Origin of the sequence: Shewanella sp. Scap07 (assembly GCF_013394145.1) — a bacterium.
Classification (GTDB): Bacteria; Pseudomonadota; Gammaproteobacteria; order Enterobacterales; family Shewanellaceae; genus Shewanella; species Shewanella waksmanii.
Genome location: NZ_CP041329.1, coordinates 2,944,978 through 2,958,002, shown reverse-complemented (window position 1 = coordinate 2,958,002; position 13,025 = coordinate 2,944,978). Strand labels below are relative to the sequence as shown.

10 protein-coding genes are annotated in these 13,025 nt (G+C 45.3%); 6 read left to right on the top strand and 4 right to left on the bottom strand.

All coding sequences use genetic code 11. The features are described 5' to 3' along the window. The first annotated feature begins 218 nt into the window (after positions 1–218). The 3 genes from nagZ to FLM48_RS12915 all read left to right on the top strand — a co-directional run bounded on the left by nagZ (position 219) and on the right by FLM48_RS12915 (position 2,558). The gene (gene nagZ / locus FLM48_RS12925; protein WP_179024906.1) at positions 219–1,238 is read left to right on the top strand and encodes a beta-N-acetylhexosaminidase; all 1,020 of its coding nucleotides are present in this window, start codon (positions 219–221) and stop codon (positions 1,236–1,238) included. A gap of 69 nt (positions 1,239–1,307) precedes the next feature. Next, entirely contained in the window at positions 1,308–1,847 is a 540-nt protein-coding gene (ycfP, locus tag FLM48_RS12920; RefSeq protein ID WP_179024905.1) for an alpha/beta hydrolase YcfP, read from the top strand. Between the two features lie 441 nt (positions 1,848–2,288). Next, a complete protein-coding gene (locus FLM48_RS12915) occupies positions 2,289–2,558 on the top strand; it encodes an acylphosphatase (protein WP_179024904.1) in 270 nt (89 codons plus the stop codon). On the opposite strand, the gene FLM48_RS12910 is transcribed toward FLM48_RS12915, so the two are convergent. The 3 genes from FLM48_RS12910 to FLM48_RS12900 form a co-directional block, all read right to left on the bottom strand. Next, positions 2,551–3,525, bottom strand: a complete 975-nt coding sequence (locus FLM48_RS12910) for a peptidoglycan binding protein CsiV (RefSeq protein WP_245608399.1) — start codon at positions 3,523–3,525, stop codon at positions 2,551–2,553. The genes FLM48_RS12915 and FLM48_RS12910 overlap by 8 nt on opposite strands. A gap of 1 nt (position 3,526) precedes the next feature. Beyond that, on the bottom strand, positions 3,527–7,000 hold the full coding sequence (gene mfd, locus FLM48_RS12905; protein ID WP_179024903.1) for a transcription-repair coupling factor: 3,474 nt from the start codon (positions 6,998–7,000) through the stop codon (positions 3,527–3,529). Between the two features lie 147 nt (positions 7,001–7,147). Continuing rightward, complete coding sequence (locus FLM48_RS12900) at positions 7,148–7,717, bottom strand: hypothetical protein (protein WP_179024902.1); 570 nt, start codon at positions 7,715–7,717, stop codon at positions 7,148–7,150. A 99-nt stretch (positions 7,718–7,816) separates the two neighbouring features. On the opposite strand from FLM48_RS12900, the gene FLM48_RS12895 reads away from it, so the two are divergent. From FLM48_RS12895 to lolE, 3 genes are read left to right on the top strand one after another with little or no spacing between them, the layout of a single operon-like run. Then, positions 7,817–9,034, top strand: coding sequence for a lipoprotein-releasing ABC transporter permease subunit (locus FLM48_RS12895; protein WP_179024901.1), 1,218 nt, complete (start codon positions 7,817–7,819; stop codon positions 9,032–9,034). Beyond that, on the top strand, positions 9,034–9,741 hold the full coding sequence (gene lolD, locus FLM48_RS12890) for a lipoprotein-releasing ABC transporter ATP-binding protein LolD (protein WP_028772449.1): 708 nt from the start codon (positions 9,034–9,036) through the stop codon (positions 9,739–9,741). Before FLM48_RS12895 ends, lolD begins: the two co-directional genes overlap by 1 nt. After that, positions 9,738–10,985, top strand: coding sequence for a lipoprotein-releasing ABC transporter permease subunit LolE (gene lolE, locus FLM48_RS12885; protein ID WP_179024900.1), 1,248 nt, complete (start codon positions 9,738–9,740; stop codon positions 10,983–10,985). The genes lolD and lolE overlap by 4 nt, the downstream gene beginning before the upstream one ends. Positions 10,986–10,988: 3 nt before the next feature. On the opposite strand, the gene FLM48_RS12880 is transcribed toward lolE, so the two are convergent. Beyond that, complete coding sequence (locus tag FLM48_RS12880; protein ID WP_179024899.1) at positions 10,989–12,869, bottom strand: tetratricopeptide repeat-containing diguanylate cyclase; 1,881 nt, start codon at positions 12,867–12,869, stop codon at positions 10,989–10,991. Positions 12,870–13,025: the final 156 nt, after the last annotated feature.

Sequence of the window (13,025 nt, the reverse complement as noted above, 5' to 3'; positions counted from 1 at the left end):
GAATTGCAGCTAGCATTCAGTATCCCATAGTTTGTCGCAATTGATGGCATTAGATTTTTTCAATGACGTTTATCAGATTAGAAATATTAATACTTTGTTATCATGTTTATTATGAATGAGTGATAAGTTAATCTTTATTAATTAATGTCTTATAGTTTTAGTTTTGTACTATAACTTTGTTTTCAGTTTTTCAATGGTTAGCTTTGTTTGGGGGTTGTGTGAGTTATTTAATGATGGATTTGCTGGGGACTGAAGCCTCAGAGCTGGAGCTTAGTCAATTACAGCACCCTATGGTGGGTGGATTAATCCTGTTTAGCCGAAATTATCAAGATAGGCAGCAACTGTGTAAGCTCATAGATTCAGTCAGGGAGGTTGCGCCAAATATTCTGATAGCTGTTGACCATGAAGGTGGCCGCGTACAGCGATTTCGGCAGGATTTCACCGCCATTCCTGCTATGGGAGACATACTGCCCGCAGCACAGGGGAACATTGCATTAGCCAGTGAATGGTGTGTCGAACTCGGTTATCTTATGGCGATAGAGCTGTTAAGTTGCGATATTGATTTAAGCTTTGCCCCGGTGCTAGATGTCAATGGGATAAGTGAAGTGATTGGGCGCAGAGCGTTTAGTCAAGATCCCGCAGAAGTGACCAAACTGGCCGATCGTTTTATAGAAGGAATGAACCAAGCCGGAATGGCAGCTGTCGGTAAACATTTTCCCGGTCATGGCAGTGTTCAAGCAGACTCCCATGTGGCTAAGCCCGTTGACTCGCGTACCAAAGCGGAGATTGAGGCACTTGATATGCAGCCATTTAAAACGTTAATGGCGCAGTCGCGATTGCAAGGTGTTATGCCTGCGCATGTTATTTATGATCAAGTTGATCCTAACCCGGCAGGATTTTCCGAATATTGGTTACAAACGGTATTACGTCAGCAATTAGCTTTTGATGGGGTGATTTTTTCAGATGATCTGGGCATGAAGGGTGCAGGGGTTGTAGGTGGCTATCAACAGCGAGCACAAGCTGCGCTGAATGCGGGTTGCAATATGATTTTATTGTGTAATGACAGTCAAGGTATTTGCGAGCTGCTCAATGAGTTTACATGGCCTGAACCCGTACCTGAGAATATGGCCGCGAGGTTGTGCAGCGATAAAGCCCAAACCGCCACCGCACTTGCCAATGAGCAACGATGGTTAGATGCAAAAAAACTTGCAGAAACAATCCAAGCGCTTAAAGTGTGATCTATTAGGCTATGACTTTAGAGAAAGCTTAGCTACCGTTATTGATACTTTGGTAAAGCAGGTATAACAATGATTCTGTATTTACACGGCTTTGATGCCACCAGTCCTGGCAACCACGATAAGATGCGCCAATTGCAGTTTGTCGATGATGACGTAAGATTGGTGAGTTACAGTACCTTACATCCTCGGCACGATATGCAATATCTACTGAATGAGGTTAGTAAGCAGCTTAAGTTAACAGATGATGACAAACCCTTGATTGTCGGTGTGGGCTTAGGTGCCTATTGGGCTGAACGAATAGGTTTCTTAAATCAGTTGCCTACCGTAATGATTAATCCTAATTTAAATCCTGAAGATAATATGCAGGGTAAGATTGACCGGCCTGAAGAATATGCAGACATTGCCAATAAATGTGTTAGTCAGTTTAGGCAAAAAAATCGTGACAACGTGCTATGTATTCTCGCCAGAAACGATCAGGTTAATGACAATCAACTTGTAGCCAATTTGTTGGACCCTTATTACCAAATTATTTGGGATGAAGAGCAGGACCATAAGTTTGCTTCTCTAGCGCAACATTTACCGCAAATCAAATCTTTTAAGAACTGCTAGTTTTTCTACAAATATGAGCATTTAAGTTGTTGTATTAAATGCTCTATCTGTACATCTCTCTTAAACACCTCTATAGATTATTCCCCTATCAAGTCGCACTTTAGTAGTGATCAGGATCACGTAAGAAGATAAAATCAGGGTTTATGTCTAAATGCTATTTAAATGTTGCGATATCCAGTGTAAAGTAGCGCCGTAAATTAGTCGTGATACATCATGATACATTTATCCAGATTATCCGTTTTCTTACCAGTTTGCGTATGTCGCCCGATGCAGCTAACACGTTTTGGTTAGCTGTTTTTTTTTGAGTGATATAACCCGTCAAAATCTACTGATGACCCAAGTTAATGCCATGATTAAGTTGCTGCTTTCCTGATAAGGCTGCTACTTTTTATAGGGTTAGGCTGTGTGATTTCAATTTTGGGTTAGAAAAGGGAAGCGTTGATGCAAAGATTACGGGTGACTGTTACAGGTAAAGTACAGGGCGTATTTTTTAGACGTTACACCTTAGACAAAGCCAATGAACTCGGCTTAACCGGTTATGTGAGCAATCTAACCAGTGGCGAGGTTGAGGTGTTGATGCAAGGTGGTGAAATTGCGGCTCAAGCATTGCTTGATTGGCTAGCACAAGGCTCGCCGATGGCTAGGGTTGATTCTGTCTATGTGGAGCAAGACGAGGCAGAGGAAATCTACCTCGATTTTAGTATTATTTAGCTAACGGTATAATTCGCTCACCATCCACTTCTTCTAGCTCATCTGGCTGGACCATTTTACGGATCTGTAATACTAGCCCCATATTAGGATGGTCAAAATAATGAATCTGTTCACTACGTAAGCGTCGATTTTGCGTTAAAGGCAATGCAAACAGGAAAGGAGTGGCTTGTAGGCTTTCCTCTTGTTCGATATTCGACTCAGCCAATGTTGCGGCCTCCAGTGTGGGAAGCGCTTTTTTCATGCCTTCCTGGCGCAACGCCAACTGAGTTTCCACATACAGGTAGTGGTCTAAATAAATATTCATCAGACCATCGAGTTGCCATACTGGCGTGATCTCCGGTTCATCAAACTGTGAGATGAGGAAATCAAAACTGGGAATATCAAATGTCGTGGTGGGCACAATTGGATAGCCATTTGCCTCATACGCTTCAGAAAAGTCCTTACCGGCATAGAGCCTAATGGGCTTGGTTTGGTGGCGAGGCAGCATGGATTGCTGCCAAGTCATATGCAGTAAGCTCTGGTTACCAGGCTCACGGGACAGTTTACTGACTATCTCTGCAAATTGATTTTGTTGTTCTGACAATAAAACCGTGGTGCCGCCACTTGTCGCATATTGTAGCGCGTGACTTGCGACTAAGGGACCGACGTGAGTTGGGTGGGTGAGAGTGGTGGTGGTTAATTGATTATTACACTCATCGGGGGTATTCAACCAATCCTGCGCCGAGCAGCCTGACAAACCAGCGCTCGCAGCGGAGATATCGGTATAGATTTCTGGTGTGATCATATCAATCGCATTGTTGGTTGAAACCAACGCGACCTCTTCGGGTGCCTGTTCAATACTTTGACTTTGGCGCTCAAATAGATAAATTTCAACTTCAAACCAACGCTCTTCTTGGGCACTGACCTGCAAACTAGCCAGTATGGATAGGCTCAAGCCTAGCTTGATGAACCAACAAGGTTTAAACACATTACTCTCCAATGCGGTGTTGTGATAGTTGCGACAACAACAGTTTGATCAATTCTAATCTATCTTTCGCTGTTTCGGCTGGCATGATAAATCTTAACTTACTTGGTCCATCCATACGATAGTTTTGTGGTTGGCTTTGTAATAAGTTGATGATAAACACCGGATCTACTTTGTGGTTATCGTTAAACTCAATACTGCCACCCTTAGCATGCATCTCAATTTTACTTACCCCTAGCGCCGTAGCCTGATGTTTAAACAGCGACAATGCTAATAAGTGCTTGGTGGCATCCGGTAGCAGGCCAAAACGATCGATCAATTCGACTTTTAACTCATCAAGGGCGTTTTCGGTATCACAATTAGCAATGCGTTTATACAGGGATAAACGCATATTAACGTCGCTGACGTAGTCTTCGGGCAGCAGCGCGGGTATGCGTAATTCAATCTCACATTGGCCTTTTAGCATGTGGTCAAGTGATGGCTCTTTGCCTTCTTTGAGTGATTTAACCGCGTCTTCAAGCATTTCCATATAAAGCGTAAAGCCGACTTTTGAAATGTGGCCACTTTGCTCGTCACCAAGTAATTCTCCGGCGCCACGAATTTCAAGATCTTGTGTCGCCAACATAAAGCCGGCGCCTAGATCTTCCAGCGCACCAATAGCTTCTAAGCGTTTGCGTGCATCTTTGGTCATACGTTTAGGGTGAGGTGTCATCAAGTAGGCATAGGCTTGGTGGTGTGAGCGCCCGACACGACCACGCAATTGGTGTAACTGCGCTAGACCAAAATTATCAGCACGTTCGATAACAATGGTATTTGCGGTGGGAACATCAATACCCGTTTCAATGATTGTGGTACACACTAGTACATTGTATTTTTGATGGTAAAAGTCAGACATGACTTTTTCCAAGTCGCGCTCGCGCATCTGGCCGTGGGCGGTTATCACTCTGGCCTCTGGCAGCAAGGCTTCAATTTCTCGTGCTCGGCGCTCTATCGACTCTACGGAATTATGCAAGAAGTACACTTGGCCACCGCGTAAAATCTCTCGCAGTAATGCCTCTCTGACTGTGGCGTCGTCATATTCACGAACAAAAGTTTTCACTGCTAAACGTTTTGCCGGCGGGGTAGCGATAATCGATAAATCGCGCATGCCCGACATGGCCATATTCAAGGTGCGAGGTATCGGTGTGGCCGTTAAGGTTAAAATATCGACATTGGCCCGTAATGCCTTAATTTTCTCTTTTTGGCGTACGCCAAAGCGGTGCTCTTCATCAATGATGAGTAGACCTAAATTTTCAAATTTAGCATCGGACTGCAGAAGCTTGTGAGTACCCACCACAATATCAACTTTACCTTCTTCAAGCTGCTTCATGACTGCCGTTTGCTCTTTGGCAGTTTTAAACCGCGACATGACCTCAATTTTTATCGGCCAATCTGCAAATCGGTCATTAAAGTTTTCATAGTGTTGTTGAGCCAGCAAAGTTGTTGGTACTAAGATTGCGACTTGCTTGCCATCGTTAACTGCGACAAACGCGGCACGCATGGCAACTTCTGTTTTACCAAAGCCAACATCGCCACACACGAGTCTATCCATCGCAATGGGAGAGCACATATCGGTGAGCACGGCATCAATGGCGGTTTCTTGATCTACGGTTTCTTCAAATGGGAAGCTATTGGCAAACTGAGCGTATTCTTGCTGTTCCATACGGCAAGCATCGCCTGGTCTTGCTTGTCTTCTGGCGTACACATCAAGTAGCTCAGCGGCAACATCGCGAATTTTCTCCACTGCCTTGCGTTTCGCTTTAGCCCATGTTTCATTGCCAAGCTTGTTGAGTTTGGCTTCTTCGTCGGGGCCGACACTGTAACGACTGATTAAGTGCAGTGAGGCGACGGGTACATAGAGTTTGTCGCCCCCGGCGTATTCGAGCTTTAAATATTCAGCAACAATGCCACCGGTATCCAGGGTTTCTAAACCTTGATAGCAAGCCACACCATGATCTAAATGCACAATAGGCTGACCGACCTTGAGTTCTGCTAAATCTTTGACAAGTGCATCACTGCTGATTTGACGCTGCTTTTCTCTGCGGCGAGTCTGCGAAATTCGTTGGCCGAATAGTTCGGTTTCGCAAATGAGAGAGATATCACGCTTAGCACTGAGTGTTAATATGGCCCCTTGTGCCAATGGTGACACAATTAAACCGTATTGATCTTTTGCGGCGATGTAATCGTCAAAATGATCATGTAACGTCGGTTTAATATCGATTTTAGCCAGTAATTCTAATAAGGCTTCACGGCGCCCTTCAGATTCGGCGCTAAATAAAATAGCGGTATTACTATTGGCGTAATCTTGCAGTGCGGTTAACGGTTGCTTTAATTTGTGATTAGAGCTGACATCAGGCAGGGCGCGGACATTTGCTGCATGGGCCGTGCCGGTATAGCTATCGCCTTTAAACAACATGCGCGGTAGGGTTTTAAACTGTTCAAAAACTTGCTCGGTCAACAAATACAGCATCTGTGGTGCCAGCAAAGGGCGCAGAGGGTCGACTCGGCGGTTCTCAAAGCGCTGTTGCACCTCTTTTAAGTGGTGTTTACTTGCCTGCTCAATATCGCCGATAGTGATTAGCTGAGTCACGCTAGGCAAGTAATCAAATAAGGTGGCTGTATCGTCAAAAAACAGTGGCAGGTAATTCTCAATCCCTGCGGGTAAAATATGCCGACTGACCATTTGGTAGACAGATTCAGGCTCTTTAACTACGACATCAAACTGTCGACGGTATCGTTGTCTAAAGCCTTCTATCGCAGCATCGTCGGTAGGAAACTCTTTTGCTGGCAATAGGCGAATACTATTGATGGCCCCTTGTGAGCGCTGGGTTTCCGGATCAAAATGGCGAATTGATTCGACCTCATCATCAAACAACTCGATTCGATAGGGTTTATTTGAGCCCATTGGGAAAATATCAATGATTGAGCCACGGACAGCAAACTCGCCATGCTCATAAACTTGCTCAACCTTATGATAGCCAGTATCTACCAGTTGCTGGCGAACTTGCTCTAATTGGTAAGTGTCACCTTGTTTCAGCAGCAACACATTACCTGTTAAAAAGGACTGTGGTGGCAGTCGCACCATCAATGTGGCAATGGGGACAATTAATACGCTGTGACTCTCCAGCGGTATTTTAGACAGTGTCTCTAGTCGTTGAGACACCAAATCCTGATGGGGAGAAAAGTTGTCATAGGGCAGTGTTTCTCTATCAGGGAACAGCAGAACGGCCACATCGCTGCCTTTTAATAGGTAGCTCAATTCGATTTCGAGTTGTAGCGCGCTGGGCGTGTCGTGGGTAACGACTAAGGTGACCCCTTGGTATTTCTTGGCAATATTGGCCAAGGATATCGCTTGAGAAGCACCCTGAAGCTGACTTAACGTTGTCGCTGTTTTAGCACTTTTTACTGCTGGAGGAGTCAGTACTGAGAACGGTTTCATGTAGACGGACACACTGCCTAAAGACGAATAATGTGCCCGATATTGTAGTGACTTGTGCACGCTAGTGCCAGTTTATCTCTGTGTTAATCAAGATTTTGCTGACAAAACCGCCAACCCAACCTAGCGCCTCGGCGATGAGGTGTTAGTTTAAGACTGGTGGTTGCGTTGTTTTCGCTGCCGCAGTTGTTTTTGCTGCACGCTTAAGCTGGCTTTTACCAATTGCTCAACGTCGGCTTCAATGATTTGGCTAAAGGATAGGTCAATGCGGTAGAGGCCATCATCTTGCTCGGTAATGGTATCAACGTGGGCGATGCATAAAATGGACACCAGTTCTTCGCGAATGTGCAACGTGACTTTATAGTGTTGTTTGTCGATAACCGTGGGGCTAACTAATCGCAATCCACTGCCACCGAAACTGACACCTTTATAGCATTCACCTTGTTGCTGCTGTTGCTCAATAACGTGCTGTAATACCAAATCAATTTTCTTTGATTGCAGCTTTAAGTAGTCAACAACAGACTTAGCTTCATCATCCAGATGGCGCAGCTGCACCAAGCAACTTGCTTCAAGAGCTTTTACTTGGCTAATGAGCTGCAGCCCAACGGGTAGCATTGCCATCAATTCACTTTCTGTTGCCAAGGGGAGGTCTGTAGGCCAAGGCTCGAGATAGGCATTAAAGGTATGATCAACATTAAAATAGGCGTTAGTGTCGCTCAAAAAGGATTGCCTCTTGTATTTTTATAGCTATTACCCCTATTATCGTGCGCATCTTAATGATTTATCAAGGCTCGATTACGAAAGAGTCGACGGCAATACATGAATTTATCCCTTTCAGCTCATATAGGCTTTCGATATTGGCGGGCACGCAAAGCTAATGCGTTCGCGTCATTTATTACGTTTTTCTCCGTATCAGGCATTTTACTCGGGGTCGCAGCGCTGATTATTGTTAGTTCTGTGATGAATGGCTTAGAAGGGCAGTTAAAGCAACGTATTTTGGGTGCTGTGCCACAATTAACGGTTACCAGTGAACAGGCGCTTGTCGATTGGCAGGCTGCCAGTCAACCGTCTTTGCAAATGAGCGATGTGGTTAACATTACTCCCAGTATTGGCACCCAAGCGATGTTGCAAGCGCCTAAAAGCTTGAGCGCAGCACAAATTTATGGCATTTACCCCGAATTTGAGCCACAAAACACCAATACGAGAAATGATTTTTCAGCGCTAGAGGCGGGCAAATACCGCATTATTCTGGGCTATGAACTGGCGCGCAGACTCGATTTAACCGTTGGCGAAAAAGTACGTGTGCTCAGTGGTGACGGTGTGGTTTATTCGCCGTTGGGTCCAGTGCCTAGCCAACGAAAGTTTACCGTGGCGGGTGTATTTGAAACCGGCTCGCAAGTTGATGCGGGACTGGCTTATGTACACTTTGAAGACGCACAACGATTGATGCGCCAATCCAGTGGCAATATTCACCAACTGCGTTACTACTTGTCAGACCCCTTTAAAGCTGCATCACTTAAATCGGCTATTGAGCAAAGCTATCAGCATCAAGGACTGCAGGTGAGCATTACCGACTGGCGTGATAGTTACGGCCACTTGTTTGCGGCGGTTAAAATGGAAAAGAACATGATGTCGCTGATGCTTAGCCTGATCATTGCAGTAGCGGCATTTAATATCGTCTCTGCTCTGGTTATGATGGTGACAGACAAGACGACCGATGTGGCGGTACTCAAGACGCAAGGGCTGACAACCGGCACCGTGATGGGTATTTTTATGATCCAAGGTTCACTTAATGCGATTCTGGGCTTAATTGCCGGTTTGATCATCGGTATTTTTGTCACATTAAACTTGAATGGCATTTTAAGTGTGTTGGGCGTATCGGTGCTGGGCGCCGGTACCAGTTTGCCGGTCGAGATCGGTATCAATCAAATTTCCGGTATTATTGTTGGCACGTTAGTGATCACCTTTTTAGCCACGGTATACCCAGCGCTGCGAGCAGCAAATGTTCAACCCGCTACAGCATTGAGATATGAATAGTGAATAATCAACAAACGCCCGCCGTATTACTTGAAGTGAACCAAGTTAGTAAGCACTTTAAAGAGGGCAATATCGACACCCAGGTGTTGCATGACGTTAACCTTGAAATTGTTGCCGGAGAACTGGTGGCAATTATTGGCTCTTCGGGTTCAGGTAAGAGTACGTTGCTGCATATTATGGGCACACTAGATAAACCTAGCAGCGGCCAAGTAAAAATGCTGGGCCAAGACCTTTATCAGTTAACGACCGCGAAACAGGCGAGCGTGCGCAATCAAGACTTAGGGTTTATCTATCAATTTCACCATCTGTTGCCTGAATTTACCGCGCTAGAAAATGTGGCTATGCCAGGGTTAATCGAAGGTCGCAACCGCACTGAGGTTGAACAACAGGCGACCGAATTACTGACCCGAGTGGGTCTAAGCCATCGTTTACAGCATACACCTGCAGAGATGTCTGGCGGTGAGCGCCAGCGTACCGCGATAGCACGGGCGTTGATCAATCAACCTAAGCTCGTACTTGCGGATGAGCCTACGGGTAATCTAGATGCGGCTAGTGGTGATGCGGTGTATGACTTAATTCGTGAGTTGGGTGAACAATTGGGAACCGCCTTTGTTATCGTGACTCATGACCCCCAACTTGCCAATAGAATGGATCGACAGCTGACCATGAAAGATGGTGTACTCAATGCACTTGAGGCGCCAGCATGAAGCCATTGTTATCGCTTTGGGTGGGCTGGCGTTTTTATCGTGCCCGGCAATCTAATCGGTTTATTAGCTTTATCTCGTTTGCTTCAACCGCGGGTATTGCACTCGGTGTAGCAGTGCTTATCGTGGTGTTATCGGCTATGAATGGCTTTGAAGATGAGCTTGAACATCGTTTGTTAGGCGTGGTTTCTCACGGTGAGCTAACCGGAGTGAATGAGCCATTGCAAAACTGGCCAGCGGTTGCCAGTGATGCCAATAAAATTGTCGGCATTACAGCAAGTGCACCATTTGTTCGCATTCAAGGTTTGATCCAAAAGCCGGGTGGTTTTCAAGGGTTGTCGGTGGTGGGAGTACTACCGGAATATGAAGCGCAAGTATCTAATATTGCAGATTTTATGTCTGACAGTGCTTGGCAAAGCTTAGCCACTAATAGTAATAATATTGTGCTAGGTAAAGGACTTGCGGATTCCTTATCACTGCAAGTGGGCGATACGTTAAGTTTATATATGCCGGAAATGGGCGCCAAGACCAGTCGTTTAGGGGCGGCCAAGAGCCATCGTTTTACCGTTGCCGGTGTATTCCAAATAGGCGGTGAGCTGGATATGGCCACGGCGTATATACCCATGCAGTATGGCGCGCAAGTGTTAGGGTTAGGCGACGGGGTGTCGGGTTTACGGATTAAAGTTGCTGATCTTTTTCAAGCGCCGCAATTAATTAGAGACTTAGGCTACAGTCAGCATCAATATGTCTATCTTAGTGACTGGACTCGTACTCAAGGGCATTTATATCAAGATATTCAATTGGTGCGCACGATAATGTATCTGGTGCTAGCGCTGGTGATTGCTGTAGCTTGTTTCAATATCGTATCAACACTGGTGATGGCGGTCAGAGATAAGCAGTCTGAAATTGCCATATTACTGACGATGGGCATGGGCCGAGTCGCAGTGATGGGGATATTCATTGTGCAAGGGGCATTAAATGGCGTACTAGGCTGTCTATTAGGTGCGGGGTTGGGTGTGCTGGTGGCAAGTAATTTGAGTCAAATCGCGTTGTTTATCGAGCAATTATTTGCGGTTAAATTTCTGTCTACCGATGTGTATTTTATTGATTTTCTTCCCTCGAAACTAATGATGCAAGATGTGGGACTTGTGGTGAGTTTGGCATTTGCCATGAGTTTAATTGCCACGCTCTATCCAGCCTGGAAAGCCAGTCAAACCCCGCCAGCACGTGCATTGGCAGGGCGCTAACCGCTACAAGGGGGTGTCAGTGTCGGCGACAATGACACAATTACGGCCTTTGTGCTTGGCTTTATACAGGGCGCTGTCAGCCTGATTGATTAACAGAGGTAGGCTATTGCTTGCCTCGGTTAATGTACTCACACCAATACTGACGGTGAATGTAATCGCTTGTTGTTTTAATTGCACCGGTTGGTCTGCAATGGCATGTAGAAGTGATTGCGCCAGTGTCCTTGCCTGTTGTTGGTCAACATTGGGCAGTATAACCAAAAACTCTTCACCACCTATCCTACCCACAGTGCTGTATTTTTGCGTGTTGCACACTTGCTTGGCTCGAGTTGCGGCCGCTTTAATCACTTTATCACCCACATCGTGGCCGTAGGTATCATTAATGCGTTTGAAATGGTCGATATCGAAAATCAGTAAGGACAAGGGTCGCTGTCGTTTAATCGATCGCATCAGTGCTTTCTCGCCCGCTTCCATAGTAAACCGGCGATTAGCAATGCCGGTTAAGTAGTCCGTTTGGGCACTGTGCTTAAAAAAGCGCCGAGATTGGAATAAGAACACGGTGAGAGCCACCAACACTAAACTCATTAAGCCAAATAATGCCGTAGTCAGTTGCGAGATATGCTGTTTATCTTTTTCAGTATTCAATCGTAGTTGATTGATTGATAATTTATTTTCCAACAGCAAATTTTCGAATTCGGCAAGCTGCGCTGCGTGATCTAATGCGCTATAGACCACTTGGTTATCAATTTTGGCTGAGAATAGACGTTTTTCTAAATCGTATAGCTCATAGAGGGAGATCACCGCGGTTTGCGGGTCGTTATTATTTAACGCAATGATGCTATTAGCGATGAGTTTGTGTTGCTCCGTCTGGCCACTAAACTCGGGATGAGTTAAATAATGCTGCGCCATTTGCGCAGCTTTGCCGGTTTGCTTAGCTCTTACGTAGGCAATACCGAGTGTGATATAGCTTGCTGCAATAAAGTATCGCTCTTGGGTAAGCGCTTGCTTAGCGATGGCTTGTTCAAGGTACTCAATGGCTAATTGAAAGTCGCCTTGGGCTAGCGCGTTGCGGCCTGCGTTGTAAAGGGCAAAAAATTCAAAATCGGCAAATTGGGGAGACTGCTCCGCCATGGTAAACATTTGCTCTACATGTTGATTGGTCTTACTCCACTGGCCTAATTCGATGGCTTCACCTGTTAGCGAGTGCAGCATATTAAACATATCTTGGCGGTCGTCGACTTCTTGCCACAAGTCATAGGCTTTGTGTAAATTATCGTAGGCACGACTATGTAAACCGTTGCGGCGATAGAGTAAGCCTGTGGCATTAAATATCATTGCTTGTCGATTTGGGGTTAACTGACTTGCCTGCGCCAGTTTCATGGCTTTTTCTAGTCTCTGAATCCCTAAAGAAAAGTTACCCATACGATCAAAGCAAAATGCTGTTTGGGTTAAGGTTTGTGCGAGCAAATCAGCATTGTCTAGTTGCTGGGCATAACTCAAAGCTTGCTCGCGATCTGGACAGAACTGTTGAGGATCATTGGTGAGTTGATAAGTTGCATAAGAGCGTCCAGAGTGACTTTTAACTAATTCTTCAGTCGGTGGCAACAGACCTAAAATATCAATAGCTTTATTATAATAATCAATGGCTTTTTGCATCTGATTGCTCTGGTCATATTCAAACGCCAACCAGAAAAAGTATCGACCTTGATCTGCTTGTGGCCAGGCTGTCATCTTGTCACTTGCTTGGTGTAATAGAGTAATTTTTTCATCACTGCTGAGCGTACTTAATTGCTGCTCTAGTTCGTTAATATCGCCTTGAAAACCGGCCACAGAACAAGCAAAAAAGGGCAGTAAAAATAGACTAATTATACTGAGGCGTTTAAGCAAGATGACTCCAGAATTCAATGTTATCGTGAGCATTCACATGCGCTAGCAATGCCGAGTAAAGCGAGCAACACCTGTAATCATTATGTTGCAAAGCTTATCACATGTTAGCCAGCCTCGCCGCTAATAGGACGGAGGATTAACCATTGAATTTTGCGG

Bases quoted from the DNA above. Each gene is read 5' to 3' on its own strand.
- FLM48_RS12915 (WP_179024904.1), top strand. From the start codon at position 2,289: ATGCAAAGATTACGGGTGACTGTTACAGGTAAAGTACAGGGCGTATTT.
- mfd (WP_179024903.1), bottom strand. From the start codon at position 7,000: ATGAAACCGTTCTCAGTACTGACTCCTCCAGCAGTAAAAAGTGCTAAA.
- ycfP (WP_179024905.1), top strand. From the start codon at position 1,308: ATGATTCTGTATTTACACGGCTTTGATGCCACCAGTCCTGGCAACCAC.
- lolE (WP_179024900.1), top strand. From the start codon at position 9,738: ATGAAGCCATTGTTATCGCTTTGGGTGGGCTGGCGTTTTTATCGTGCC.
- FLM48_RS12895 (WP_179024901.1), top strand. From the start codon at position 7,817: ATGAATTTATCCCTTTCAGCTCATATAGGCTTTCGATATTGGCGGGCA.